The sequence below is a fragment of the Hydrogenophaga sp. NH-16 genome (assembly GCF_004006415.1).
Taxonomy (GTDB): domain Bacteria; phylum Pseudomonadota; class Gammaproteobacteria; order Burkholderiales; family Burkholderiaceae_C; genus Hydrogenophaga; species Hydrogenophaga pseudoflava.
In genome coordinates this window covers 2802805-2828440 of sequence record NZ_CP029344.1, presented here as the reverse complement: position 1 = coordinate 2828440, position 25636 = coordinate 2802805, and the positions used below count along the sequence as shown (strand labels likewise).

General features: G+C 65.7%; 21 protein-coding genes. 9 read left to right on the top strand and 12 right to left on the bottom strand.

The window, feature by feature from the left end; translation table 11 throughout:
- Positions 1–42 precede the first annotated feature (42 nt).
- The 12 genes from DD542_RS13650 to DD542_RS13595 form a co-directional block, all read right to left on the bottom strand.
- Positions 43–1260 carry a CaiB/BaiF CoA-transferase family protein gene (locus tag DD542_RS13650; protein ID WP_056278232.1) on the bottom strand — a complete coding sequence of 406 codons (1218 nt, stop codon included), beginning with the start codon at positions 1258–1260 and terminating at the stop codon, positions 43–45.
- Positions 1261–1269: 9 nt separating this feature from the next.
- Positions 1270–2436 carry an acyl-CoA dehydrogenase family protein gene (locus DD542_RS13645; protein ID WP_008905464.1) on the bottom strand — a complete coding sequence of 389 codons (1167 nt, stop codon included), beginning with the start codon at positions 2434–2436 and terminating at the stop codon, positions 1270–1272.
- Between the two features lie 67 nt (positions 2437–2503).
- On the bottom strand, positions 2504–3307 hold the full coding sequence (locus DD542_RS13640; RefSeq protein ID WP_008905465.1) for an enoyl-CoA hydratase/isomerase family protein: 804 nt from the start codon (positions 3305–3307) through the stop codon (positions 2504–2506).
- A gap of 74 nt (positions 3308–3381) precedes the next feature.
- On the bottom strand, positions 3382–4239 hold the full coding sequence (locus DD542_RS13635; RefSeq protein WP_127806039.1) for a MaoC/PaaZ C-terminal domain-containing protein: 858 nt from the start codon (positions 4237–4239) through the stop codon (positions 3382–3384).
- A gap of 11 nt (positions 4240–4250) precedes the next feature.
- Complete coding sequence (locus DD542_RS13630; RefSeq protein WP_069047287.1) at positions 4251–5171, bottom strand: SDR family oxidoreductase; 921 nt, start codon at positions 5169–5171, stop codon at positions 4251–4253.
- Positions 5172–5202: 31 nt separating this feature from the next.
- Positions 5203–6360 (bottom strand): thiolase, encoded by a 1158-nt coding sequence (locus tag DD542_RS13625; RefSeq protein ID WP_127806038.1) that lies wholly within the window; start codon positions 6358–6360, stop codon positions 5203–5205.
- On the bottom strand, positions 6357–6764 hold the full coding sequence (locus tag DD542_RS13620; RefSeq protein ID WP_127806037.1) for a Zn-ribbon domain-containing OB-fold protein: 408 nt from the start codon (positions 6762–6764) through the stop codon (positions 6357–6359). The genes DD542_RS13625 and DD542_RS13620 overlap by 4 nt, the downstream gene beginning before the upstream one ends.
- Positions 6761–7930, bottom strand: a complete 1170-nt coding sequence (locus tag DD542_RS13615; protein WP_127806036.1) for an acyl-CoA dehydrogenase family protein — start codon at positions 7928–7930, stop codon at positions 6761–6763. The genes DD542_RS13620 and DD542_RS13615 overlap by 4 nt, the downstream gene beginning before the upstream one ends.
- Positions 7927–9093, bottom strand: coding sequence for an acyl-CoA dehydrogenase family protein (locus DD542_RS13610; RefSeq protein ID WP_127806035.1), 1167 nt, complete (start codon positions 9091–9093; stop codon positions 7927–7929). Before DD542_RS13610 ends, DD542_RS13615 begins: the two co-directional genes overlap by 4 nt.
- A gap of 26 nt (positions 9094–9119) precedes the next feature.
- On the bottom strand, positions 9120–10286 hold the full coding sequence (locus DD542_RS13605; RefSeq protein WP_127806034.1) for an acyl-CoA dehydrogenase family protein: 1167 nt from the start codon (positions 10284–10286) through the stop codon (positions 9120–9122).
- Positions 10287–10301: 15 nt separating this feature from the next.
- Positions 10302–11096: an enoyl-CoA hydratase-related protein gene (locus DD542_RS13600; protein ID WP_127806033.1), complete on the bottom strand. Its 795-nt coding sequence runs from the start codon at positions 11094–11096 to the stop codon at positions 10302–10304.
- A 64-nt stretch (positions 11097–11160) separates the two neighbouring features.
- Positions 11161–13218 (bottom strand): NADPH-dependent 2,4-dienoyl-CoA reductase, encoded by a 2058-nt coding sequence (locus DD542_RS13595; protein ID WP_127806032.1) that lies wholly within the window; start codon positions 13216–13218, stop codon positions 11161–11163.
- A gap of 164 nt (positions 13219–13382) precedes the next feature.
- On the opposite strand from DD542_RS13595, the gene DD542_RS13590 reads away from it, so the two are divergent.
- The 9 genes from DD542_RS13590 to DD542_RS13550 all read left to right on the top strand — a co-directional run bounded on the left by DD542_RS13590 (position 13383) and on the right by DD542_RS13550 (position 25634).
- Positions 13383–14549 (top strand): acyl-CoA dehydrogenase family protein, encoded by a 1167-nt coding sequence (locus DD542_RS13590; protein ID WP_008905474.1) that lies wholly within the window; start codon positions 13383–13385, stop codon positions 14547–14549.
- Complete coding sequence (locus tag DD542_RS13585) at positions 14546–15334, top strand: enoyl-CoA hydratase/isomerase family protein (protein ID WP_127806031.1); 789 nt, start codon at positions 14546–14548, stop codon at positions 15332–15334. The genes DD542_RS13590 and DD542_RS13585 overlap by 4 nt, the downstream gene beginning before the upstream one ends.
- A gap of 40 nt (positions 15335–15374) precedes the next feature.
- Complete coding sequence (locus tag DD542_RS13580; protein ID WP_127806030.1) at positions 15375–16982, top strand: carboxyl transferase domain-containing protein; 1608 nt, start codon at positions 15375–15377, stop codon at positions 16980–16982.
- A 66-nt stretch (positions 16983–17048) separates the two neighbouring features.
- Positions 17049–19046: a biotin carboxylase N-terminal domain-containing protein gene (locus DD542_RS13575; protein ID WP_127806029.1), complete on the top strand. Its 1998-nt coding sequence runs from the start codon at positions 17049–17051 to the stop codon at positions 19044–19046.
- A gap of 18 nt (positions 19047–19064) precedes the next feature.
- On the top strand, positions 19065–20018 hold the full coding sequence (locus tag DD542_RS13570) for a hydroxymethylglutaryl-CoA lyase (protein ID WP_127806028.1): 954 nt from the start codon (positions 19065–19067) through the stop codon (positions 20016–20018).
- Positions 20019–20023: 5 nt separating this feature from the next.
- Positions 20024–21619, top strand: a complete 1596-nt coding sequence (locus tag DD542_RS13565) for a carboxyl transferase domain-containing protein (protein ID WP_127806027.1) — start codon at positions 20024–20026, stop codon at positions 21617–21619.
- A 10-nt stretch (positions 21620–21629) separates the two neighbouring features.
- Complete coding sequence (locus DD542_RS13560; RefSeq protein WP_127806026.1) at positions 21630–22427, top strand: crotonase/enoyl-CoA hydratase family protein; 798 nt, start codon at positions 21630–21632, stop codon at positions 22425–22427.
- 37 nt (positions 22428–22464) lie between these two features.
- Complete coding sequence (locus DD542_RS13555) at positions 22465–24492, top strand: biotin carboxylase N-terminal domain-containing protein (protein ID WP_127806025.1); 2028 nt, start codon at positions 22465–22467, stop codon at positions 24490–24492.
- On the top strand, positions 24489–25634 hold the full coding sequence (locus tag DD542_RS13550; protein WP_127806024.1) for an acyl-CoA dehydrogenase family protein: 1146 nt from the start codon (positions 24489–24491) through the stop codon (positions 25632–25634). Before DD542_RS13555 ends, DD542_RS13550 begins: the two co-directional genes overlap by 4 nt.
- The last annotated feature ends 2 nt before the right edge of the window (positions 25635–25636 follow it).

Genomic DNA, 25636 nt, shown 5'->3' with positions numbered 1-25636 from the left:
GTTAGGTATATGGGGTTTCCCCTAATCTCTGGCAGGCAGAGTTCATGTTGCAACGTGTTCTACGATGCTTCCCCGTGCGATCAGGGCATCAATGGTGGCGGCGCCGTAGCCGTGCTCCGTCAGCAGCTCACGTGTGTGTTGGCCGAAGCGCGGCGGCGCGCTGTGGGCGCGCCCCGGTGTGCGTGACAGCTTGACCGGGATGCCGATGCCAGGCACACCCTCGACCTGCACCACCATGTCCCGATGCAGGGTGTGGGGGTCCGTCAATACCTGCGGAATGGCCCTGACGGCGCCGGCCGGAATACCGGCGGCCAGTAGGTCACGGCACAGCTGTTCGCCATCCACCTCTTGCAACTGCGCCTCTAGCAAGGCGCGCAGTTCGTCGCGATGGCGAAAACGCTCGGCGTTGGTGGCAAAGCGCGGCTCGCTGGCCATGTCGGGATGGCCGAGGAACTCGCACAGTTTTTTCCACTGCCCGTTGTTGCCGATGCCCAGGAAGACCTCGCAGGTCCGGGTCGGAAACTTGTCGTAGGGCACGATGTTGGAGTGCGCATTGCCGCTGAGCCTGGGTGTCTGGCCCGACTGCAACCAGTTTGCACTTTGCGGATGCAGCAGCGACACGGCGGTGTCGTACAGCGTGGCCTCGACGAACTGCCCGCGCCCGGAGCGCTGCCGCTCAATCACCGCCAGTAGCACGCCTATCACGGCCGACAGGCCGGTGGTGATGTCGACCACTGGGACACCGACCCGCAGCGGGCCGGTGTCCGGCGTGCCGTTGACGCTCATCAGGCCGCCCAGTGCCTGTGCCACCGCGTCGTAGCCAGGCGCGCCGCCGAGCGGCCCATCGGCGCCGAAGCCGCTGACCCGGCAGTGGATCAGGCGCGGGAAGCGCTCGCGCAGCGTCTGTTCATAGCCGATGCCCCAGCGCTCCAGCGTGCCGATCTTGAAGTTCTCGATCAGCACGTCGGCGTCCGCCAGCAGCTTGAGAACGATCTCGCGCCCTTCGGGCTTGGACAGGTCGATCACGATGTCGCGCTTGTTGCGGTTCAGGCCGTTGTAGTAGGCCGCCGTGCCGTCGTCGGCAAAGGGTGGGCCCCAGGCGCGGGTCTCGTCGCCAGCGGGTGGCTCGACCTTGATGACCTGCGCGCCGTGGTCGGCCAAAATCTGTCCGCAGTACGGGCCACCGAGCACGCGTGAGAGGTCAATCACCTTCAGGCCGGCCAGGGCACCAAAGGCGGGCAGGGGAGCGTTGTTACCCATGGTGGCCTGTCAATAGGAGCGCGGCAGGCCCATCACATGCTCCGCGATGTAGTTCAACACCAGCTCGCGGTTCAACGGAGCCGTGCGCAGCAGCCGCACCAGACCGTACAAGTCGTAAATGCCGTATTCCTTGGTGAAACCGTTGCCGCCATGGGTCTGGATGGCCGCGTCAACGGCATGGATGCCGGCTTCGGCACCCGCGTACTTGGCGATGTTGGCAAACTCCCCGGCAGGCAGACCCTGGTCGAAGGCCCAGGCGGCCTTGAGCGCCATCAGCGAGGCCATCTCGATCTCGCTACGGGCTATCGCGAGCGGGTGCTGAACGCCCTGGTAGGCGCCGATGGGGGTGTTGTTGAACACCTTGCGGTCGTTGGCGTAGGCCACCGCCTTCTTCAAGGCGAAGCGCCCGACACCGGTACACAAGCCAGAGAGGATGATGCGCTCGGGGTTGAGCGTGTCGAACAGGATGTTGAAGCCTTTGCCGACTTCGCCCAGCACATCGGCCTCGGTGAGCTCCACGTTGTCGAAGAACAGTTGCCATTGTGTTTCGGGCACCGGGAAGGCAACTTCAATCAGCGTCTTGCTGATGCCTTTTTTCTTCATGTCGACCATGAAGATGGTGAAGCCGTCGGTTTTCTTTTTCACGTCAGCGCGCGCTGTGGTGCGGGTCACGACCATGGCGTAGTCGGCGCAGTTGGCGTCGGTGATGAAGACCTTCTGGCCGTTGAGCTTGAAGCCGCCCTTGCCGTCGGACTTGGCGATGCTGGTGATCTCGATCGAGTTCGAGCCGGCGTTCGGTTCGGTGATGGCGAAGCAGAACTTGATGTCGCCGGTGCAGCCGCCCGGCAGAAAGCGGCGCTTCATGTCCTCGCTGGCGTGCTTGGCCAGCAGACCCATGGTCATGGTCGGTCCGACCACCAGGTTCAGCAGCGGAATGCCGTTGTTGGCCAGTCCCTCCATGAACAGCAGCATCTCGGTCATGCCCTGGCCGGCACCGCCATAGGCTTCGGGCACCATGATGCCGAGAAAACCGTCGTTGGTGATCTGCTCGTACAACTCGGTGGGGCGTTCGTTCTTGTTGGCGTAGCCGCGCCAGTAATTGTGGTCGAACTGCTTCGAGATACGGTCGCCGTACTCGTAGATCATCCGTTGTTCTTGGGTCAGCGCGAAATCCATGGGGTGTTCTCCTGTGTACTTGGGAAATTCAGGCTCCTTCCCCGAGAGGGAGAAGGAGCGAACTCAATCAGTTCTGGGCCGAGGGGAACTCGGGCGCGCGCTTCTCGCGCACCGAGGCCACGCCCTCCTTGGCGTCTTCGCCCAGGAAGCACAGCATTTCCATCGCCAGCGAGCTCTCGAAGATCGGGCGCGCCACGTTCATCCAGCCGTTGAGCGAGCGCTTGGTGAAGCGGATCGCCTGCTGGCTGCCATTGGCCAGTTTGTTGGCCACGGCCATGGCCTTGTTCATCAGCTCGGCGCGCGGCACGCACAGGCTGACCAGACCGATGCGCTCGGCTTCCTTGCCGTTCACGAACTCGGCCGTCATCAGGTAGTACTTGGCCTTGGCCATGCCGCACAGCAGCGGCCACAGAATGGCTGCGTGGTCGCCGGCGGCGACGCCGATCTTGACATGGCCGTCGGTAATCTTGGCCTCCTCGGCCATGATGCTGATGTCGGCCAGGAAGGCCACCGCCAGACCGGCGCCGACGGCCACGCCGTTGATCGCCGAGATGATGGGTTTGTCGCAGGCCATCATGTTGTAGACCACGTCCGAGGCCTCGGTCATGGTGTTGGCGATTTCCTTGGGATTGCCGACCATGCCGGCCACCCACTCCAGATCGCCGCCGGCCGAGAAGGCCTGATCGCCCGCGCCGGTGATGACCGCCACCTTGGTCTTGGCGTCGTCGGTGACCACGCCCCAGATCTTGGTCAGTTCCCAGTGCAGCCGGCCGTTGGTGGCGTTCATCACCTCGGGGCGGTTGATGGTGATGACCAGCACGCCGTTGGGCTTGTGGTCGAACTTGAGGAATTGAAAGTCAGCGTAGTTCATGTTGAGGCTCCTTGAAAAAATTGAAAACGAAAACGAAAACGAAAACGAAAACGAAAACGAAAGGCAAAGGACGGTCAGCGCAGCTCGGCGCGTCCATTGTTCAGCACGACGATGTCGCGTTCGACGGCGCGGGCGCGAAAGGAAACGACCTTGCCATCCACCCAGATCTCGGTGCGTATCGTTTCGCCGGGGTAAACGGGTGACGAAAAACGCACATCCAGCGACTGAAGGGCGCTCGGGTCGCCGCCGCAGACGCGCTGGGTGAGTGCCCAGCCCGCGATGCCATAGGTGGCCAGGCCGTGCAGGATGGGCTGCTTGAAACCGGCGGCGCTGGCCACTGCGGGTTCGGCGTGCAGCGGGTTGTAGTCGCCCGAGAGCCGGTAGATCAGCGCGGCGCGCGGCTGGGTGGCGAAATCGACGCTGTGATCAGGCGCGCGTGTCGGTAGTTCATGCACGGTTTTGACCGGCCCGGCCGGGCCGCCAAAGCCGCCGTCGGCGCGGCAGAAGGTGGTGGAGGTCAGCGTGGCCAGCAGTTCGCCGCTGGCGGCGTCCGTCACCGTGCGCTCGGTGTAGATCAGCGCCCCCTTGTCCGGCCCCTTGTCGATGATCTGGCTCACCCGCGTGCGCCCGATCACCTCACCCTCGGGCGGCACCGGCCGGTGCAGGCGCAAGCCCTGTTCGCCATGCACCAGCCGCACCCAGTCAACGCCGGTGGCCGGGTCCTTGAGCCACATGCCGGGGTAGCCCAGCACCACCGGCAGCGTGGGCAGCGCCAGCAGGTTCTTTTCATAGACAAAGCGCAGCTCGGTCTCGTTGGTCGGGTCGGTGCCCAGGCCGACGCCCAGTGCATAGAGCATGGTGTCGCGCTGGGTGTAGCGATGGCGCACGTCCTCGAACGGCCAGGCCATCAGTTGCTCGTAGTGGATCGCCATGGTGGATGGCGTCAGACGGGATCCCAGGAGAACACGATGTTCGAGCTCTCCAGCGGATAGAAGTTCTGCTTCATGGCGGGCAACACGCGCTCGGCGATGGTCTCGGGTGTCCAGCCCTCGGCGGTGTGCATGCCGCGGATCGGGCGCGACTGGCTCATGAGGAAAATCTCGTTGCCGCGCACGGCGAAGATCTGGGCCGTGACGTCGGCTGCGGCATCGCTGGCCAGGAAGGTGGCCATGGGCGCAATCTGCTCGGTGCCGAGTTTCTTCAGTTTTTCCACGCGTGCTTGCTGCTCGGGCGTGTCGGTGGGGATGGCGCCGATCATACGGCTCCAGGCAAAGGGCGAGATGCAGTTGGAACGCACGTTGTAGCGCTGCATGTCGCCGGCGATGTGGCGCGACATGGCCACGATGCCCAGCTTGGCAGCGGCGTAGTTGGCCTGGCCCAGATTGCCGATCAGGCCGGACGTGGAAGTCATGTGCACATAGGCGCCCGACTTCTGCGTCTTGAAATGTGGCGCGGCGGCGCGCGAGGTGAAGAAGCTGCCGTTGAGGTGCACGTCGATGACGGCGCTCCACTCCTCGGGCGACATGTTGAAGAACAGGCGGTCGCGCAGGATGCCGGCGTTGTTGACGACGATGTCGATGCGCCCGAAGGTGTCGGCCGCGCATTCGATGATGCGGTTGGCCGTGGGCCAGGTCGAGACGCTGTCGGTGCTGAGAATGGCCTGGCCGCCAGCGGCCTTGATCTCGTTGACCACCTGCTGGCCGTGGCTGGCGTCATTGCCTTCGCCGCCGACCGAGGCGCCGATGTCGTTGACCACCACCTTGGCGCCTTGCGCCGCCATCATCAGTGCGATGTCGCGGCCGATGCCCCGGCCCGCGCCGGTGACCACGGCCACTTTGTCTTGCAGCATGATGCCTTTGTTCATGAAATGACTCCTGGTTGTTGATGTAAAAAAATCAGACGGTGGCGGCCGTACCCAGCAGGGCCGTCACCTGGCTGGAAAGAACGCCGCCGTTGCCATGGCACAGGGCGATCTGCGCATTTGGCACCTGGCGCGCGCCGGCCTCGGCGCGCAGTTGCTGCACCGCTTCGATCAGCAGGAACATGCCGTACATGCCGGGGTGACAGCACGACAGGCCGCCGCCATTGGTATTGACCGGCAGTGCGCCGCCCGGTGCGATGCGCCCGTTGCGCACGAAAGCGCCGCCTTCGCCCTTGGCGCAAAAGCCCAGGTCTTCGAGGAACAGCAGCGTGTTGATGGTGAAGGCGTCGTACAACTCCAGCACGTCCACGTCCTTCGGGGCCAGTCCGGCCATGGCGAAGGCGCGCGGCCCCGACTCGGCGGCGGCGGTGACCGTCAGGTCGGGCATGGAGCCGATCTGGCGGTGCCAGGTGGCGGCGGCCGCGCCCAGCACATAGACCGGTGGCTTGGGAAAGTCTTTCGCCCGCTCGCTGCGCACCAGCACCAGGGCGCCGCCGCCGTCGGTGACCAGGCAGCAATCGAGCACCGACAGCGGATCACTCACCAGCCGCGAAGCCAGCACCTGTTCGATGCTGAGCGGATCGCGCGCATGGGCCAGCGGATTGAGTTGCGCCCACTGGCGCGCCGCCACCGCGATGTGCGCCAGGTCCTCGCGCGTGGTGCCGTACTGGTGCATGTGGCGTGCTGCGGCCAGGGCGTAGCTGGAGATCGGGTAGCGCGGCTCGTAGGGCGCTTCGTACAAGGGCGTTTCGGCCATCGACTTGAGCTTGCCAAAGCCGGAGCCCTGGTTGCTGCCGTAGCAGATCAGCGCCACTTCGCACTGGCCGGTGTGCAGCGCCATGGCGGCGGTGAGAAGGTGGCCCACATAAGACGAGCCGCCGACCATGGTGGATTCGCAGAACTTGGGATGGATGCCCAGATATTCGGCCACCGACAAACCGGCGAGGAAGTGGTAGGACGAGCCGGTGAACAGGCCATCGACATCGGACAGCTTCAAGCCGGCATCGGCCAGCGCGCCGTGCACCGCTTCGCCCAGAATTTCGAGCGCGCTGCGACCGGGGGCCATGGGCACGCCGCCCAGGCTGGCGCCCACGATGGCGGCCGCGCCGCGCAACGGAGATATGGCGCTCATGCTGTGGCGTCCTGTGGAATGAAGACCAGCAGCTTGCCCTTGGCCGGGTCGTCGATCACGCGGGCTTGCACCTTCATGCCGATGCGTACCTGCTCAGGCGCGATGCCATCGACGCGCGACATCAGCCGCGGCCCTTCGGCCAGGTCCACCAGTGCCACGTTGTAGTCGCCGCCGGCCTGTGGCTTGCGGCGCACCGTGGTGCTGGAATAGACGCAGCCGACCCCGCTCGGATCCACCCATTCGAGCTGGCCCGAGCCGCAATGGGTGCACAGCGCGCGCGGGTAGAACACATGCTGGCCGCAGGCCGTGCAGCGCTGGATCTGAAAGCGGCCCTGCGCCAGCGCCTGCGCGAACTGAGCGTCCGGGCCGGGGCCGTCAAATGCCGGATAGCCCGATGCGCTCATGACGGCAACTTCAGCACGCTGGCAGCCAGGATGTTGCGCTGCACCTCGTTGCTGCCGCCGTAGATGGTGGCCGGGCGTGCGTTGTAGAAGGTGGTCAACGCATCGGTCTTGCCGCCGGGCAGGGCGGTGGAGCCGGGCGTGCCGCCACTCGATCCCATGACATCGACCAGCAGATCGGCCAGGCGCGAATAGGTTTCGGTGCCGAACAGCTTGAGCATGGAGACATCGGGCCCCAGGGTTTCGCCGCGCTTGACCTGATCGATGAAGCGGCCATAGAGCGCGCCCAGGTCGGCCACATCCAGCGCCAGTTTGGTGTAGCGGTCCACGAAGCCGCTGTCTTCGAACAGGCCGAGCCGCTGCGCGGCTTCCTGCACGCGCGCCAGCGCGTACTGGCTTTGCTTGGGGCTGCCCAGGAAAATGCGTTCGAAGCCGAGCAGCGCCTTGGCGATGGTCCAGCCCTTGTTGAGCTCGCCCACGATGCTGCTGCGCGGCACGCGCACGTTTTCCAGGAAGACCTCGCAGAAGTCTTCGCCGCCCGCGATGTTGCGGATGGGGCGCACCGTGATGCCCGGGGTTTTCATGTCGGCCAGCAGAAAGCTGATGCCTTCCTGCTTCTTGGCCGATTTGTCGGTGCGCACCAGCAGGAAGATGTGGGTGGCGTCCTGCGCCAGCGTGGTCCAGGTCTTTTGTCCGTTGACGATGAAATCGTCGCCGTCGACCACCGCTTCGGTGCGCAGGCTGGCCAGGTCGGAGCCGGAATTCGGTTCCGAATAACCCTGGCACCAGATGTGCTCGCCGGCAATGATTTTGGGCAGGTAGTAGGCGCGCTGCGCCTCGTTGCCGTGGTTGATCAGCAGCGGGCCGACCATGGTGATGCCCATGTCGGGCGCGCGCGCCACGCCCCAGCGCTCCTGCTCTTCGATGAAGATGATGAGTTTCTCGGGGCTCAGACCCATGCCGCCGTACTGTGTGGGCCAGCTCGGCGCGACCCAGCCTTTTTCCGACAGCTTCAGGTACCAGGGGCCGATTTCGGACCAGCGCAGGCGCCGCTGCGGGTAGCGCCATTCGCTGGGGAAATGCTTTTCAAAAAATTCGCGCACGGTGGCGCGGAAGCTGGCGTTGTCCAGTGCATTCCAGTCGGTGGCCGTAGAGGCGGTGGTGTTCATGCGTGCTCCTGTGCGGTGGCGTTTTGGGTGAGGTTGGCGTAGCGGCGGCGCTGCTGGGTGCCATTGCCCAGCCAGGCGGCCAGCACCAGGGCGCGCTGCAGGTACAGACCGAGGTCGTATTCATCCGTGACGCCAATGGCGCCGTGCAGTTGCACCGCTTCGCGCGCCACCTGCAAGCCGGCGTCCGACGCGCGCGACTTGACGCGGCTGGCCAGGGCCGAGCGCGCGCTGGCGTCGCTGTCCGGGTTGTCGAGCAAGGCCAGGGCCTGCGCCACCACGCTGGCGGTCAGTTCCTGCTGGAGCAGCAGATCGACGGCGCGGTGCTGCAGCGACTGGAAGGTGCCGATCGGCTTGCCGAACTGGATGCGCGTGCGCAGGTAGTCCTGCGTCATGGCCAGCATGCTGCGCACCAGGGCCAGCAGTTCGACGCTGGTCATGACCAGGGTTTCATCGTAGGCGCGTGTCAGCGCGGCCACGGCGGCAGGCCCTTCGGCCAGCAGGTGGCTGGCGGGCAGGCGAACGTGGTTGAGATCGAGCTGGGCCGCGTAGCTGCCGTCGGCCAGCGGCTGGCTGCTCACGGTGAGGCCGGCCGCATCGGCGGGCACCCACACCAGGGCCAGACCTTGCGGGCCGGTGGCGCTGACGATGTAGCCGTCGGCCCCGGCGCCGGGGCGCACATGGCGCTTGCCGCCATGTACCAGCAGGGAGTCGCCCTGGCGCTCCAGCCGGGTTGCCGCCTGGCCCGGCCGGTCTTTCGCGCCGGTGACATCTTCCTGCCAGGCGACGGCGGGCAGGGTGCGACCCGCGGCGAGTTCGCTCAGCAGCCGCGCCGACAACTCGGTGGCACCCGCATGGGCCAGCAGCCGGCCGGCAAACACCAGCACCGGCACCACCGGTTCGGGCGCGACCTGAGAAGCCAGGGCGGCCGCCACCTCGGCCATCTCGGCGAAGCCCTGGGCGTAGCCGCCCAGTGGTTCGGGCACCAGCAGCCCGGTCCAACCCTGTTCGGCCAGGGCGCCCCAGAAGCGGCGGTCGTAGCCCGGCATCTGCTGGCGCAGGGCGCGGGCGCGGTTGAGTGGTGATTCTTTGGTGACGAAACTGAGCGCGCTTTCGCGCAGCATGGTCAGTTGTTCAGCGCGTTCGCTGTTGTGGGTGGTGGTCATGATGGGGTGGGTGCTGGTCGTGAATGTCAATAGGATTTGGGCAGCCCCAGCACCTTCTCGGCGATGAAGCACAGGATGAGTTGCGGGCTGATCGGCGCGATGCGCGGAATCATCATCTCGCGCAGGTAGCGTTCGACGTGGTATTCCTTGGCGTAGCCATAGCCGCCCAGCGTGGCCATGGCGCGCTGGCAGGCGTTGAAACCAGCCTCGGCCGCCATGTACTTGGCGGCATTGGCATCGGCGCCGCAGGGCAGGCCGTTGTCGTATTTCCAGGCCGCGCGCATCGCCATCATTTCGGCGGCCTCAAGCTCCATCCATGATTGCGCCAGCGGATGCTGGATCGACTGGTTCTGCCCGATAGGCCTGTCAAAGACCACGCGCTCGCGGGCGTAGTTGACGGCCACCTGCAGCGCCGCCCGACCCAGGCCGACGGCCTCGCCCGCGATCAGCACCCGCTCCGGGTTCATGCCATGCAGGATGTACTCAAAGCCGCGGCCCTCTTCGCCGATGCGGTCCTCCACCGGCACCCGCAGGCCGTCGATGAAGAGTTCGTTCGAGTCGACCGCCTTGCGCCCCATCTTTTCGATTTCGCGCACCTCGACAAAACGGCGGTCGAGGTCGGTGTAGAACAGGCTCAGGCCGAAGGTCGGGTTTTTGCAGTCCTCAATCGGCGTGGTGCGCGCCAGAATGAGCATCTTCTCGGCCACCTGGGCGGTCGATATCCAGACCTTCTGGCCGAACAGCACATAGTGGTCGCCAACCCGTTCCGCACGGGTTTTCAAGCGGGTGGTGTTCAGGCCGGTGTTGGGCTCGGTGACGGCGAAGCAGGCTTTCTCCTTGCCCTGGATCAGCGGAGGCAGCATGCGGCGTTTTTGCTCCTCGTTGCCAAACACGGCCACGGGCTGCAAACCGAAAATGTTCATGTGCACCGCCGATGCGCCAGACAGTCCGGCGCCCGACTGTGAGATGGTCTGCATCATCACGGTCGCTTCACTGATGCCCAGTCCGCCACCGCCATACTCCTGTGGCAGGCAAACGCCGAGCCAGCCGCCGTCGGCCAGAGCGCGGTGCAGCTCATGTGGAAAGCCACCGACCCGGTCACGTTCGAGCCAGTAGCTGTCGTCGAAGCGGGCGCAGATCTTGCCGATGGCTTCGCGGATGGTTTCGTGTTCCGGGTTGGGTGTGAAATTCATGGATGAGAACGCTGTTCAACGCCCGCTGAAACGTGGGGCGCGATTTTCCAGAAAGGCCTGCACGCCTTCACTTGCATCGCTACTTCGGGCGCGAGCTTCAATCAGAGACTTCTCGAGCGCCATTTGCTCGTGCAGGTTGCGTCGCGCGGCGCCTTCGCACAGTTGCTTGATGCCAGCCATCGAGGCGGTGGGCGCACGGGCCAGTCGTTCGCACAGGGTTTGGGCGCGAGCGCCCAACTCGGCGTCAGGCACGACTTCGTCCACCAAGCCGAAGTCGAGGCATCGGCGAGCGTCGATGGGGTCACTGAGCATGAGAAGCTGGCGCGCGCGCAGCGAGCCGATGCGTCGGGTGATGAAGTGGGATGCGCCCATGTCAGGGGACAAGCCGATGGCTGCGTACCCTGTGCGCAGCTTCATTGATGCTGCCGCCAGAGCGAAGTCGCCGCAAAGTGCCCAGCCGATGCCGCCACCGCCGACCGGGCCGTTGATGGCTGTCACCACCGGCACCGGCAGTTCCGACAGTCGCAGTAGCGCCGGGTGCGCGATGCCCACGAGCTCGTCAATATAGACGTCGAGCGTTCCAGCGTGTTGGCGCATCTCGGCGATATCCCCGCCGGCGCAGAATATCGTTCCGCTGCCGGTCAGCAATACGACCCGCGGCTTTGCTGCGGCAATCTCGGCAACTGTGCGGGCCAGTGCAGCAGTGGACGCGAGTGAGATCGTGTGAGGGCCGTCGCTGCGGTCGAGCACGATCCGGCCAATGTCCCCGGCCACACTCCAACGTACGTTGTCAGCAGTTTGTTCTTCCATCAGTTGCTCCAGTTTTGAACCCGGCGCGAGAATGCGATGTTGTCGCATTCGAAATGAAGTGGTTTCAGATGATCGCCAGACCGAGGCGTGTGCCCTGGTCAATGGCGCGCAAGGCGTCGAGTTCGGCGGCCAGCTCGGCACCGCCGATGACATCGGGCGCGAGGCCGAGCGCGCGCAGTTCGGCAACCAGTGCGTTCTCGCTGTCCTGGCCGGCGCACAGGACGATGGTGTCCACGGCCAGCGTTTGCGGCATGCCGTTGATGCTCAGGTGCAGGCCGGCATCGTCGATGCGTTCATAGGTGCAGCCCGAGAGCGTGCGCAGGCCGCGCCGCGCCAACTCGGCCTTGAGCGCCCAGCCGGTGGTCATGCCCAGGCTGCGTCCGGGTTTTTCCGGCTTGCGCTGCAACAGGGTAACTTCGCGTGGCGAGCTGACCGGCTGCATCGGTTTCAGGCCGCCAGCGGCTGAGGGCGAGGTGTCGACACCCCATTCAGCGTGAAACTGCTCGACCGCCTGGGGCGCGTTGGTCGCCTTACCCGCATGCTCGTCATGCAGCAGGAAGGTGGACACGTCGAAGCCGATGCCCCCGGCACCGATGACCGCGACCCGGTGGCCCGCCTGCGCCCGGCCCGACAGCAGGTCGGCATAGCTCACCACCTTGGGGTGGGTGACGCCCGGGATTTGCGGCAGGCGCGGGCGCACGCCAGCGGCGATCACGATGCGGTCGTAGTGACCGGCAGCGAGAGAGGGGGCGTCCGCTCGGTTGTTGAGCTTGAGCGTCACACCGTGCCGCGCCACGCCCTGCTTGAAGTAGCGAAGCAGTTCATTGAACTCCTGCTTGCCTGGCACGGCCCGGGCCAGGTTCAACTGGCCGCCGATCTCGGGTCCGGCCTCGAACAGGGTGACCGCATGACCGCGTTCGGCCGCGGTCAGCGCGCAGGCCAGCCCGGCCGCGCCGGCGCCGATCACCGCCACCTTGCGCGGCACGGCCCCTGGCGGCAAGAGCGAAAACTCCAGCTCGCGGCCGGCGCGTGGATTGACCAGGCAGGTGGCGGGGCGGTCGGCGAAGATGTAGTCCAGACAGGCCTGGTTGCAGGCGATGCAGGTGTTGATCTCGTCGGCGCGCCCCTGCGCCGCCTTGCGCACGAAGTCGGCATCGGCCAGGAAGGGGCGCGCCATCGACACCATGTCGGCGTCACCGCTGGCCAAGATTTCTTCGGCCACTTCCGGCGTGTTGATGCGGTTGGAAACGATGACCGGAATCGTCACCGCTTTCTTGATGCGGGCCGCCGCAAAGCGCCAGGCGGCACGCGGCACCACGTAGGCAATGGTCGGGATCCGTGCTTCGTGCCAGCCGATGCCGGTGTTGAGGATGTCGGCGCCTGCGGCCTGCACCGCCTGGGCGAGCTGGATGATGTCGTCAGACGGGGCGCCGCCCTCGACCAGATCGAGCGCCGACACCCGATACATGAGCAGAAACGGCGGCCCCAGGCGCTCGCGCGTGCGCCGCACGATCTCCACCGGCAGGCGGTGGCGACTTTCCATGCTGCCGCCAAATTCGTCGCTGCGGTTGTTCGTGCGCGTGACGGTGAACTGGTTGAGCAGGTAGCCCTCCGAGCCCATGATCTCGACGCCATCGAAGCCGGCGCGTTGCGCGAGTTCGGCGCAGCGGACATAGTCCTCCACCGTTTGCCAGACTTCGGCCGTGCTCAAGGCGCGCGGCGCGCGCGGGTTGATCGGGGAGGGGATGTCGGAGGCGCCCACGGGTCTGGCGATTTTTGCGTAGCGCCCGGTGTGCAGGATTTGCAGAATGATCTTGCCGCCCTCGGCATGCACCGCCTGCGGGATCGGTCTGAGCGCATCGGCTTGTGCCGTCGTGACCAGCAGGGGACCGGTTTCATCCAGCAGGCCATCCTGGCAGGGGGCATAGCCGCCCGTGACGATCAGGCCAGCGCCACCGCGTGCGCGCTCGGCATAGAACAGGGACAGCCGGTCGATCGACCGGTCCAGCGACTCCAGGCGGGTGTGCATCGATCCCATCAGTGTCCGGTTGCCAAGGGTGTGCGCGCCGACCTTCAGCGCGGAGAGCAGCGTCGGAAAGAAAACGGTGGCTTCGGTGGACATGGAGAACGCCTTTTTAATAATCTAACTAACACCTGTTCGATGATATATCATACGGCGTCGACCAGCCATGCAATTGGCGAGCACCTCAAATTCTTCTTCCCGATTGACGGTGCGATGCAGGCGGCGACTTCGACTACAGACAACAGTCAATCAGGAGATTTCCCATGATGTTCGACGACGACCAGATGGCGCTGCGTGACGTGGCGCGCCGCTTTGCACGAGAGAAGCTCAGGCCCGATTACCAGAAGCGCGAATCGCAACCTGGCATCGACCGGGCCTTGTTCAAGGAAATGGGTTCGCTCGGTCTGATCGGTGTTGATCTGCCCGAGGAATATGGCGGCTTGGGCCTCAGTGGCGTCACGGCCGGCATGATCACCGAGGAAATTGCCTATGGTGACTTCAACGTCAGCTACATGCAGCTGCTCAGTTCGCTGATGGGCGCCATCATCCATGCCAATGCGTCCCCCGAGCTGGCGCGCACCTGGAACAGCCGGATCGTGGCGGGCGAGGCCATCGTCGCGCTGGGTCTGACCGAACCACGGGGCGGCTCGGATGCCGCCAATCTGCAACTCAAGGCGCGTCGCGTGGGCGACGAGTACGTGCTTTCCGGCGAGAAAACCTCCATCACTTTTGCCGACCAGGCCGATGCCATGGTGTTGTTCGCACGCACCGGCAAGCCCGAGGATGTCGCACGAGGCATCAGCGCCTTCCTGGTCGATCTGAATCAGCCCGGCGTGCAACGCACGCGCTTCAACGATGTTGGTAGCAAGATCATCGGCCGTGGTTCGGTGTTTTTCGACGATGTGCGGGTGCCGGTCGAGAACCGGCTGGGCGAGGAGGGCAAAGGCTTCACGCAGGTGATGCAGGGCTTTGACTTCAGCCGCATCCTGATCGCGCTGCAGTGCGTGGCCGCCGCGCAGGCCTCGATCGACGAAGCCTGGGAATACGTGAAGGAACGCCAGACCTTTGGCGCGCCGCTGGCGCAGTACCAGGGCGTGAGCTTTCCCCTTGTCGAGTTCGAGACCCTGATCGCCGCTTGCCGCCAGCTCTGCTACCACGGCCTGGCCCTGCGCGATGCCGGTCAGCCGCACACCGCGGAAGCGGCCATGGTCAAGTGGATGGGCCCCAAGACCGCTTTTGACGCGATTCACCAGTGCCTGCTGACCTTTGGGCACTATGGCTGGTCGATGGACCTGCCCCACCAGCAGCGCCTGCGCGACGTGATGGGCCTGGAAATCGGCGACGGAACGGCGCAAATCATGAAGCTGATCGTTGCCCGCGAGCGCGTGGGACGCGCCGCCGTGCAGTACGCCAAGGAGAGCAAGAAATGATTCAGACATCCCCAGTGGAGATCAGCCGTGCCGGCGCCGTTGGAATTATCGAGTTAGCCCGCCCCGAAAAATTCAATTGCCTGTCGATGTCCGTTCATGCGGCCATCGAGGCCGCCATCGACGGGTTCGAGAAATCCGACTCCGGTGTGCGCGCCATTCTGATCCGGGCGCAAGGCAAGCACTTCTGCACCGGCGCCGACCTGGATGAGGTGAAGTCGCTGCGTGGCGATCCAGCCAGGCTCAAGCACTTCATCAGCTATGGTCACAGCGTGCTCAAGCGCCTGGAACGCAGCGATTTGCCGGTGGTGGCGGCCTGCCAGGGTCTGACCCTGGCCGGTGGCTGCGAACTGATGCTGGCCTGCGACATCATCTTTGCGGCCAAGGACGCGCGCTTTGGCGACCAGCATGCCCAGTTCGGCCTGATTCCCGGCTGGGGCGGCAGCCAGCGCATGCCACGCATTGCGGGTCTGCGCCGTGGCCTGGACCTGTTCTTTTCGGCGCGCTGGATCGATGCCGCCACCGCCGAGCAGTGGGGGCTGGTGAACTATGTGGTCGAGCCTGAGCAGTTGGGTGAAGCGGCGCTGGCGTATTGCAGCAAGATCGCCACGCGCAGCCGCATCGGCATGGCCACCATGAAACGTTTGGCACGGCAAGGCATGGAGGGTTCGTCGGAGGTCGGTCTCCAGCTTGAGGAAGACCTGGCCAGCGCGGCTCTGCTCGATGACGACGTCAGCGAAGGTCTGGCGGCCTTCGAGGCACGCCGTACACCGGTGTTCAAGGCCTGAGCGGCTGAATGCTTTGTCTCGCGAATAGGCGCAATCACATATGACCATCCTTTCCTCCCGCATATCGACTTCCGACGACGAATTTCGGCTCAACCAAAAAGCCTACCAGGCCGTGATTGCGGACCTGCAAAGCCGTCGCCAACTGGCGCTGGCCGGTGGCCCCCCGAAAGCGCGGGAAAAACACCTGGCGCGCAACAAGATCCTGCCGCGCCATCGCGTCGAAGTGCTGCTCGATCCAGGTTCGCCTTTCCTAGAGGTCGGCATGCTTGCCGGCGAGGGCATGTACGACGGCGTGCCGCCGGGTGCCAGCATCATCACCGGCATCGGTCTGGTGCAGGGCCGTCCGTGCATGATCATTGCCAACGACGCCACCGTGAAGGGTGGCACCTACTACGGCATGACCTGCAAGAAGCATGTGCGGGCGCAGCAAATTGCTTGGGCACACCGCTTGCCCTGCATCACGCTGGTGGACAGCGGTGGCGCCTTCCTGCCGGAGATGGCCAACATTTTTCCCGACGTGGGGCAGTTCGGCAGCATTTTCAACAACCAGGTCCGCATGTCGGCCGAAGGCATCCAGCAGATTGCCGTGGTGATGGGGCCTTGCACGGCGGGTGGCGCCTACATCCCGGCGCTGTGCGACGAGGCGGTGATTGTCAAGGAGCAGGGCTATATGTACCTCGGCGGCCCCGAGCTGACCTTTGCCGCCACCGGCGAGACGGTGGATGCCGAGTCGCTGGGCGGTGCCAAGATGCATTGCAGCGTCAGCGGCGTCACCGATCACATTGCCGAAGATGACCGCCACGCGCTGGCCATCACGCGTGAAATCGTACGGGACTTGGGTGAGCAGCCCAAGCCACGCTGGACGCGTCAGCCGTCGGTGCCTCCGCGCTTCGATCCGCGCGAGATTTACGGCATCATCAGCCGCGACACCAAAATCCCGACCGACACGCGCGAGATTCTGGCGCGTTTCGTCGATGACAGCCGATTCCAGGAATTCAAGCCGATGTACGGCGACACCCTGCTGACCGGCTTTGCTCGCATCCATGGCCACGAGGTTGGCATCCTGGCCAACCAGGGCGTGCTGTTCCCGGAAAGCGCGATGAAGGCGGCGCACTTCATCGATCTGTGCTGCCAGCGAGACATCCCTCTGCTGTTCATGGCCGACGTGACCGGCTTCATGGTCGGGCGCGCCGCCGAGCAGGCTGGCATTGCCAAAGCCGGGGCCAAGATGATCACGGCGATGGCCTCGGCCAACGTGCCCAAGTACACCATCATCATGGGCGCCTCTTACGGTGCAGGTTACCTTGCGATGTGTGGCCGCCCGTTCAACCCGACCGCGATGTTTGCTTGGCCGACCGGCCGCGCGGCCATCATGGGTCCGGATCAGGCCGCCACGGTGATGGCACTGGTGCGCAAACAGATCAACAAGACCGAGGGAAAAGAGTGGACGTCCGAGGAAGAAGAGGCGTTCAAGGCGCCGGTACGCAAGATTTACGAAGACTTCCAGCCTGCTGCGAACTTCTCCTCGAATTTGTGGGTGGACGGCATCATCGATCCGGTGGAAACACGCGACGCCATGGGACTGCTGCTCGACCTCGCATCCCGTACTGCCGCCAAACCGACGCCGTTCGGTGTCTTCCGTTTTTAACCAGGACGCCAGCCATGCAACGCATCCACACCGTCTTGATGACCCACTTCGCCGCAGGAGTTGGGCATGCTTAAGAAAGTCCTCATTGCCAACCGCGGCGAGATCGCCTGCCGCATTGCCCGCACCTGCCGCAAGCTCGGCCTGGAAGTGGCCACCGTGCACTCCAGTGCCGACCGGTTTGCCCGCCATGTGCGTGAGATCGGTGAATCGGTCGAACTCGGGGGTGCAGCGCCCAGCGAGAGTTATCTGAACATCGATGCCATCATCGCGGCGGCCCGGCGTGTGGGCGCCGACGCCGTTCATCCGGGCTATGGTTTTGTCTCGGAAAATCCGGCCTTTGTGCGCGCACTGGATGCGGCTGGCTTGACCTTCATTGGACCCCGGGCCGACACCATCGAGCGCGTCGGCGGCAAAGCCAGTGCCAAGCGCGAGGCAGCCCGCCTCGGCGTGCCGGTCATTCCCGGCAGCGAAAGCGGCATGACCAACCCAGCCGAGGTGTTGAATCTGGTGCGCGGTATGAAGCTGCCCGTGCTGCTCAAGGCCGTGGCGGGTGGCGGTGGCCGCGGCATGGCGGTGGTCGACACGCTGGACGGCCTGGAAGGGCGCATCGAGAGCGCCATGCGCGAGGCCGAAAAAGCCTTCGGCAACGGCGAACTGATCGTCGAGCGCTACCTGCCGCAGGTGCGCCACCTGGAGGTGCAGGTGGCCGGTGATGGCCAGGGCCACGCCATCCACCTGTTCGAGCGCGAGTGCACCTTGCAGCGGCGCCACCAAAAAGTGATCGAAGAAGCGCCGTCCAGCGGTCTCAGCCCGCGCCTACGCGCGGCCATCCTGGCCGACGCGGTCAAGCTGGCTTCTGGCGTGAACTACCGCGGCCTGGGCACGGTGGAGTTTGTCGTCACGGGCGAGGAACATTATTTCCTGGAAGTCAATCCGCGCCTGCAGGTCGAACACCCGGTGACCGAAGAAGTCACCGGCCTCGATCTGGTCGAGCTGCAATTGCGCATTGCCGCCACCGGCACCTTGCCGCTGGCGCAAACCGACGTGCAGTGCACCGGCCACGCCTTCGAGGCCAGGCTGTGCGCGGAAGACGCCGCCGCGGGCTTTTTGCCGGCCACCGGGCAGCTGCAGGTGGTCGATTTTTCGCGTGCTGGCGTGCGCATCGAGTCCGGGGTGGACAGCGGCGACGAAATCTCGCCGCACTACGACTCGATGATCGCCAAGCTCATCGCCCATGGTGCCGACCGCGAGTCGGCGCGCCGGGCGCTGGTGGCCGGATTGCGCGAAAGCACGGTGATCGGCCTGGTCACCAACCTGGCATTCCTGCATGAACTGCTGGAATGGCCGGAGACCCGCGATGCCACCTTTCACACCCGACTGATCGACGAGCGCCACGCGCAGCGCGGCGTGGTGGCGCCCACCGCGCCGCCGCTGGAGCACCTGGCTGCGGCCGCGCTGCACTGGCTGACGCAACGGCGTGCCGAGTCGCCCGCGCTGGGCTGCTGGACCCTGGGGGACGGTTTCACGGGCTGGCGCCTGCGCAGTGGGCCGATTCAGGCCGCACCCCAGCCGACACTGGTGTTGAAGGCCGGCGCGGCGGAGTGGCCCGTGCGGTTTTCGATGCGCGATGACCAGGGCAGCAGTGTGCTGGTCATAGGCGAGCAGCAGGTCAGCGCTGCGCTGCAGTCACTCGCGGCTGGGCGCTCCCTGTTGCAGTGCGGCGGGCGGGCGCTGGAGCTGACGATCCGGGGCGACGCGGGGCAAGTGGAACTGGCCAGCGCGCTGGGCAGCAGCGTGTTCACGGCGCAACCCTATTTGGGCGGAGACGCCGGTGACGCCGCCGCCAGCGGCCAGCTGGGCGCGCCGATGATGGGCAAGGTGGTGGCAGTCAAGGCCGCGGTCGGCGAGACGGTTGTCCTCGGCCAGACCGTGATCGTGCTCGAATCGATGAAGATGGAATTGCACGTCACGGCGCCGTTCGACGGCAGCCTGAGCGGCCTGCGCTGCCGGGTCGGCGACATGGTCGAGCGCCACCAGGTGCTGGCCGAAGTCAGTCCGGTTTGATCAAAGGAGATGTTAGCAATGAGCAACTTACCTACCTCCGTCGAGTTCCATGAGGAGGGCCCGCGCGAGGGCTTCCAGATGGAGCCAACAACCTATCCACTGGCTGATCGCGCCGCGCTGATTGATGCTTTGAGCGCCTCGGGCCTGAAGCAGATCCAGGTGGCGTCCTTCGTCAGTCCGCGCGCGGTGCCGCAGATGGCCGACGCATCCGAACTGTTTGCCGCCATCACCAAGCGCCCTGGCACCCGCTACACGGCGCTCTGGCTCAACGACAACGGTTTCGAGCGCGCGCGTGCCTGCGAACAGGTGGACCTGGACGGCAAGCTGATGTTCTACACCACCGAGCCGTTTTCGCAGCGCAACAACAACTGCAGCGTGGCCGAGATGCGTGAACGCCAGCTCGGTTGGCTGGACCGCTACATCGCCCTGGGCATTCCGGTGGAGAAGGCTTACGTGATCACGGCCTTTGGCTGCAATCTCGGTGGTGCCGTGCCGCTGTCGGCCGTGACCGATCAGGTGCGCTGGCTGGTCGATGCCTGCGCCGACCGGCGTGTGCCGCTGCCGGCGGTCTACCTGGCCGACACCATGGGCTGGGCCCATCCCGAGGAGATCAAGCGCCGCGTCGGCGCGGTGCGCGAGATCGTGCCGCAGGCGCAGATGGGCCTGCACCTGCACGACACGCGCGGCGTCGGCGGTGCCAACGTTTATGCCGCCTTGCAAATGGGCGTGCGGCTGTTCGACAGTTCGGTCGCCGGTCTGGGCGGTTGTCCGTTCGCGGGTCACACGCACGGTGGCGCGGCCGGCAACATCTGCACCGAAGACATGGTCTTCATGTGCCAGGAACTGGGCATCGAGGCCGGGATCGACCTGGAGGCGCTGATCGAGGCGGCGCGGCTGGCCGAACGCATCATCGGGCGCTCCCTGTCAGGCCATGTGATGCACAGCGGCTCGCTCGCTGCAACGAAAAGATGACACAGATGACATCCCTAGAAAGCCGTATCGACACCCGCAGCGATTCCTACCACCAGGCGCTGGCGCACGGCCGCACCCAGGTCGAGACCTTGCGCACACGCCTGTCCGGGGTGGCCACTGGCGGGCGTGATGCGCACATCGGGCGCCACCACGCGCGCGGCAAGCTGCTGGTGCGCGAGCGCATCGACTTCATCGTCGATGACGGCAGCGCCTTCTTGGAACTCTCGCCGCTGGCGGCCTGGGATCAGTATGGCAACGAGGTGCCGGGTGCGGGCATCGTCACCGGCGTCGGCATGGTGGCCGGGCGGCCGTGCATGTTCATCGCCAACGACGCCACCGTCAAGGGCGGCTCGTTCTTCCATGAAACCGTCAAGAAACACGTGCGGGCGCAGGAAATCGCCGAGCGCCTGCGACTGCCCTGCCTGTACCTGGTGGACTGCGGCGGTGCCTTTCTGCCGGAGCAGGACCGCGTGTTTCCCGACAAGGACCACTTCGGCAACAGCTTCCACCGCCAGTGCCGCATGTCGCAGGCCGGCCTGCCGCAGCTCTCGGCCGTGTTCGGCGGCTGCACCGCGGGCGGCGCCTACATTCCCGCGCTGTCGGACGAAGTGGTGATGGTGCGCGGTAACGCACGCATTCATCTGGGTGGCCCGTCCATCGTCAAGATCGCGATCAACGAAGTGGTCGACGGCGAAACCCTGGGCGGCGCGGAGATGCACAGCCGTGTCTCCGGTGTCAGCGACCACCTGGCCGAGGACGAGCATCAGGCGCTGGCCATGCTCCGTCAGATCGTCGCCAGCCTGCCGCCCGAGCCGCCCATGGTGCCGCCGCTGCCGCCCAGCGCACCACGTTACGACCCGATTGAGCTCGATGGCGTCGTACCGGTCGACCCCAAACAGCCCTACGACGCGCGCGAAATCATTGCGCGGCTGCTCGACGGCAGCGCTTTCCACGAGTTCAAACCGTTGTGGGGAGATACGCTGGTGACCGGCTTTGGCGCGATCCACGGCCAGCCGGTCGCCATCCTCGCCAACAACGGCGCGCTGCTGGCCGAGTCGGCCCTGAAGGGCGCGCATTTCATCGAACTGGCCAACCAGCGCGGCGTGCCGCTGCTGTTCCTGCAAAACATTCCCGGCTTCATGGTGGGCACCGAGGCCGAGCGTGGCGGTATTGCCAAGCACAGCGCCAAGATGGTGTATGCCATGGCCTGCGCGCGCGTGCCCAAGCTCACGTTGGTGGTTGGCGGCTCTTATGGCGCCGGCAACTACGGCATGTGCGGCCGCGGCTTTGAGCCCGAATTCCTGTTCGCCTGGCCCAGTGCCAGAGTGGCCACGATGAGCGCCGACATTGCCAGCAACGTGATGGTCGAGCTGGCGCGCTCTAACCTGCGCGGCCCGGCTGATGAGGCGCGGCTGCTGGATATCGAACGCAAGGTACGCGAGCAGTACGCGCGCCAGAGCGATCCCTATTACGCCACCTCCCGGCTGTGGGACGACGGTCTGATCGAACCCTCGGCCTCGCGCGACGTGCTGGGCCTGGCGCTGGCGCTGGCGGCGCGCCGTGCGTTGCCGAGTACGGCAACCCCTGTTTACCGCATGTAAGAGAACCTCTATGAACACCCCCACCTACGAGACCCTGCAACTGGTCGTCGACGCGCGCGGCGTGGCCCGCCTCACGCTCAACCGCCCCGACACTCATAACGCGCTCAACGCCACCCTGATCAGCGAGCTGCGTCGTGCCGTCGATTGGCTGGCCGCAGCGCCGGGCGTGCGCGCGGTGGTGCTCACCGGCACCGGCAAGACCTTTTGCGCCGGCGGCGACCTGGGCTGGATGCAGGACAACATGAAAAAGAGCCGGACCGAGCGCGTGGGCGAAAGCGGCGATCTGGCGCTCATGCTGCGCGCCCTGAACGAGCTGCCTATGCCTGTCATTGGCCGCATCAATGGCCCCGCGTATGGCGGCGGCGTCGGCATGATCTCGGTCTGCGACATCACGATCGCGGTCGATACCGGTGTCTATTCGCTGACCGAGGTGCGCCTGGGCCTGCTGCCGGCCAATATTGCGCCCTACGTGGTGGCGCGCATGGGCGAGGCCAACGCCCGGCGCACCTTCCTGACGGCGCGCCGCATGGGCGCGGCAGAGGCGCAGCGCCTGGGCCTGCTCTCAGAAGTGGTGGCCGCCGATCAGCTCGACGCTGCCATTGAACGCGAACTCGCCGACCTGCTGCAGTGCGCGCCCGGCGCGGTGGCGGCCACCAAGAAACTGGTGGCCTATGTGCAGGCGCACGACCTGCCCACCAACATGATCTACACCGCCGACAAACTGGCCGACGCCTGGGAAACCGAAGAAGGGCGCGACGGCATCGCCGCCTTCTTTGGCAAGCGTCTGCCGGCGTGGCGGCAGGCCTGAGGTCGAGCGCAAGGCGCCCAACAGAGACACATTGACTATGTTTGAAACTCTACTGATTGCCAACCGCGGCGAGATTGCCTGTCGCATCGCCCGCACCGCGCGCCGCATGGGCTTGCGCACGGTGGCAGTCTATTCCGACGCCGACCGCGAGGCGCTGCACGTGGCCCTGTGCGACACGGCCGTGCGCATCGGAGCGCCCGAGGCCGCGCGCAGCTACCTCGATGCCACGGCCATCGTGGCCGCGGCCCGTGCCGCCGGTGCGCAGGCCATTCATCCGGGTTACGGCTTTTTGTCGGAAAGCCTGGCCCTGATCGATGCCTGCGAAGCCGCCGGGCTCATTTTTGTCGGTCCCTCGCGCGACGCGATCCAGCGCATGGGCTCGAAGATCGAATCCAAGCGCATCGCGCTCGACGCCGGCGTGCCGGTGGTGCCGGGCTACCACGCCGACGACCAGGACCCTGCGGTCTTGCAGGCGGCGGCCGATGGCATTGGCTACCCGGTGCTGATCAAGGCCTCGGCCGGCGGCGGCGGCAAGGGCATGCGGGTGGTGCGTAGCGCGGCTGAATTCGCGGCCGCGCTGGCCACCGTGCGACGCGAAGCCAAGGCTTCGTTCGGCGACGACCGCGTGCTGCTGGAACGCTACCTCGACGAGCCGCGCCACCTCGAAGTGCAGTTGCTGGGCGACAAGCACGGGCACTTGGTGCATCTGTTCGAGCGCGAATGTTCGATCCAGCGCAACCACCAGAAAGTGATTGAGGAAGCACCCGCGCCGCACCTGCCGCCCGCCGTGCGCGAGACGCTGTTCGCGCACGCGCTGACGATGGGGCGCGCCATCGGCTACGACAGCACCGGCACCATCGAGTTCATCCACGACAGCCGCAGCGGAGACTCCTTCTTCCTGGAAATGAACACCCGGCTGCAGGTCGAGCACCCGGTGACCGAGTTGACGGTCGGCATCGACCTGGTCGAATGGCAACTGCGGGTGGCCGCAGGTGAGCCGCTCGGCTTTGCCCAGCCGGACCTGTCGCAGCGTGGCTGCGCGATCGAGGCGCGTGTTTGTGCGGAGAATCCGGCGGCCGGTTTTGCGCCCGAGATCGGCGCCCTGATCGGCTACCACGAGCCGCGCGGCGAGGGTGTCCGGGTGGACAGCGGCGTGCGCAGCGGCAGTCAGGTGACGCCCTACTACGACTCCATGCTGGCCAAGGTGATTGCCCATGCCGACGACCGACCAACCGCCGCACGGCGGCTCGCCGCGGCATTGGACGACACGGTGCTGCTCGGCGTGCACAGCAACCTCGGTTTTCTGGCCGATCTGCTGCGCCACGACCACTTCGCGCAAGTACTCAGCACCCACTACATCGAACGCGCCTTTCCCGCAGGCTGGCAGCCGCGCGCGGACGAAGGGCTGGCCATCGCCGCTGCCGCCGTGCACGGCGTGCTGACCCAGCAGGCGGCGGCCGGGCGCTCGGCCTGGCAGTCGCTCGGGGCCTGGCGCGCGACCGGCGCCGGGAGTGGCACTGGCAGCACGCAGGTGCTGCTGGAAGACGAGCAGCGCTGCGTGCATGAAGTCAGCGTCTCGCCGCAGGGTGACAGCTGGCGCGTGCACGTCGGCGATCTGGAACTGAACCTGGCAGCGACGCTGGTTGGCGACACCCTGGCGCTGCAGCGCGACGGCCTGACGGTGCGCTTCACGGTGGCACTGGAACAGCACGCTACGCAGGGCGAACGCGTGTGGCTGGCCGGGCCGGGCAGCACGTGGGCCTGGCGCCGGCTCGACCGCTGGCAGCGCGCACTCAAGGGCGCGGCGGGCGCCGATGATGAGCGGGGCGGCAATCGCCTGCTCGCGCCCATGCCCGGTCTGGTGACGCAGGTGCAAATCAGTGTGGGCATGACGGTGAACGCGGGCGACACGCTGGTGCAGATGGAGGCGATGAAGATGGTGCACACGCTCAGCGCGCCCGCGGCGGGCCGGGTCAGCGAGTTGCGCTGCCGCGTCGGTGACGCGGTGCGCGGTGGCGATGTGTTGGTGATCATGGAAGCAATGGAATCTGAGGAAAAGCAATGAACGAGCCGATTTATTTTGACGAGCAACACCGGCAGTTCCGGGACAACCTGCGCCGCTTTGTCGAGCAGGAGGTGGTGCCACAGGCAGCGCCCTGGGAAGAGGAAGGCATGGTGCCGCGTGCGGTGCTGAGAAAAATGGGTGAGCTCGGCTACCTCGGCGTGCGTTACGCCGAGCAATACGGCGGCTCGAATCTTGACACGGTGTACAGCGCGATCCTGGCCGAAGAACTCGGTCGCTCCACGTACGGCGGCTTTGCCGTGACGGTGATGGTGCACACCGACATGGCCTCGCCGCACCTGGCCAACTTTGGCACGCCAGAGCAGCTCGCGCGCTACCTGCCCGCCATCATCCGCGGCGAGAAGATCTGTGCCGTGGCGGTGACCGAGCCCGATGCAGGCTCTGACGTGGCTGGCATCCGCACCCGCGCGGTGCGCGACGGAGACCACTGGGTTATCAATGGCAGCAAGATGTTCATCACCAACGGCGTGCATGGTGACGTGTACTTCGTCGCCGCCAAGACCGACCCGACGGCCAAGGGCTCGCGCGGTATCTCGATCTTCATCGTCGAGAAGGGTACGCCGGGCCTTCGAGTCGGGCGCGCGTTAAAGAAAAGCGGCTGGCTGTGCAGCGACACCGCCGAACTGGTGTTCGAAGACTGCCGCATCCCGGCCGCCAATCTGCTGGGCGAAGAGAACAAGGGCTTCTACCAGATCATGCGCAATTTCCAGAACGAGCGCATGGTGCTGGGTGCGCAGATGATGGGCGAAGCCGCGCGTGCGATCGAGCTGACGCTGGCCTATGTGCGCGAGCGCAAGGCCTTCGGCGCCACGCTGTGGGACAAGCAGGCGATCCGCCAGCGCCTGGCCATGCGGGCAGCGCAGGTCGAGGCGGCCCGTCAGTTGGTTTACCACGCTGCCTGGCTCGATGCGAAGGGGCGCGAGTGCGTCAAGGAAGTGTCGATGGTCAAGGCGCTGTGCGGCGAGCTGCTCAACGACGTGGTCTATGACTGTCAGCAGTTCCACGGTGGCGCTGGCTATATGCGCGAGACGCCGATCGAGCGCATGGTGCGCGACGCCCGTGTCCAGGCCATCGGTGGCGGTGCCACCGAGGTCATGCTCGAAGAAGTGGCGAAACGGTTGTGAAC

Coding starts and splice junctions, on each gene's coding strand:
- DD542_RS13575 (WP_127806029.1), top strand. CDS start 17,049: ATGCTTAAGAAAGTCCTCATTGCCAACCGCGGCGAGATCGCCTGCCGC.
- DD542_RS13635 (WP_127806039.1), bottom strand. CDS start 4,239: ATGGCGATCCACTACGAGCAACTGATGGCCTGGCCGTTCGAGGACGTG.
- DD542_RS13555 (WP_127806025.1), top strand. CDS start 22,465: ATGTTTGAAACTCTACTGATTGCCAACCGCGGCGAGATTGCCTGTCGC.
- DD542_RS13600 (WP_127806033.1), bottom strand. CDS start 11,096: ATGGAAGAACAAACTGCTGACAACGTACGTTGGAGTGTGGCCGGGGAC.
- DD542_RS13640 (WP_008905465.1), bottom strand. CDS start 3,307: ATGAACTACGCTGACTTTCAATTCCTCAAGTTCGACCACAAGCCCAAC.
- DD542_RS13645 (WP_008905464.1), bottom strand. CDS start 2,436: ATGGATTTCGCGCTGACCCAAGAACAACGGATGATCTACGAGTACGGC.
- DD542_RS13550 (WP_127806024.1), top strand. CDS start 24,489: ATGAACGAGCCGATTTATTTTGACGAGCAACACCGGCAGTTCCGGGAC.
- DD542_RS13615 (WP_127806036.1), bottom strand. CDS start 7,930: ATGAACACCACCGCCTCTACGGCCACCGACTGGAATGCACTGGACAAC.
- DD542_RS13630 (WP_069047287.1), bottom strand. CDS start 5,171: ATGAACAAAGGCATCATGCTGCAAGACAAAGTGGCCGTGGTCACCGGC.
- DD542_RS13610 (WP_127806035.1), bottom strand. CDS start 9,093: ATGACCACCACCCACAACAGCGAACGCGCTGAACAACTGACCATGCTG.
- DD542_RS13590 (WP_008905474.1), top strand. CDS start 13,383: ATGATGTTCGACGACGACCAGATGGCGCTGCGTGACGTGGCGCGCCGC.
- DD542_RS13595 (WP_127806032.1), bottom strand. CDS start 13,218: ATGTCCACCGAAGCCACCGTTTTCTTTCCGACGCTGCTCTCCGCGCTG.
- DD542_RS13620 (WP_127806037.1), bottom strand. CDS start 6,764: ATGAGCGCATCGGGCTATCCGGCATTTGACGGCCCCGGCCCGGACGCT.
- DD542_RS13560 (WP_127806026.1), top strand. CDS start 21,630: ATGAACACCCCCACCTACGAGACCCTGCAACTGGTCGTCGACGCGCGC.
- DD542_RS13570 (WP_127806028.1), top strand. CDS start 19,065: ATGAGCAACTTACCTACCTCCGTCGAGTTCCATGAGGAGGGCCCGCGC.
- DD542_RS13625 (WP_127806038.1), bottom strand. CDS start 6,360: ATGAGCGCCATATCTCCGTTGCGCGGCGCGGCCGCCATCGTGGGCGCC.
- DD542_RS13565 (WP_127806027.1), top strand. CDS start 20,024: ATGACATCCCTAGAAAGCCGTATCGACACCCGCAGCGATTCCTACCAC.
- DD542_RS13650 (WP_056278232.1), bottom strand. CDS start 1,260: ATGGGTAACAACGCTCCCCTGCCCGCCTTTGGTGCCCTGGCCGGCCTG.
- DD542_RS13580 (WP_127806030.1), top strand. CDS start 15,375: ATGACCATCCTTTCCTCCCGCATATCGACTTCCGACGACGAATTTCGG.
- DD542_RS13605 (WP_127806034.1), bottom strand. CDS start 10,286: ATGAATTTCACACCCAACCCGGAACACGAAACCATCCGCGAAGCCATC.
- DD542_RS13585 (WP_127806031.1), top strand. CDS start 14,546: ATGATTCAGACATCCCCAGTGGAGATCAGCCGTGCCGGCGCCGTTGGA.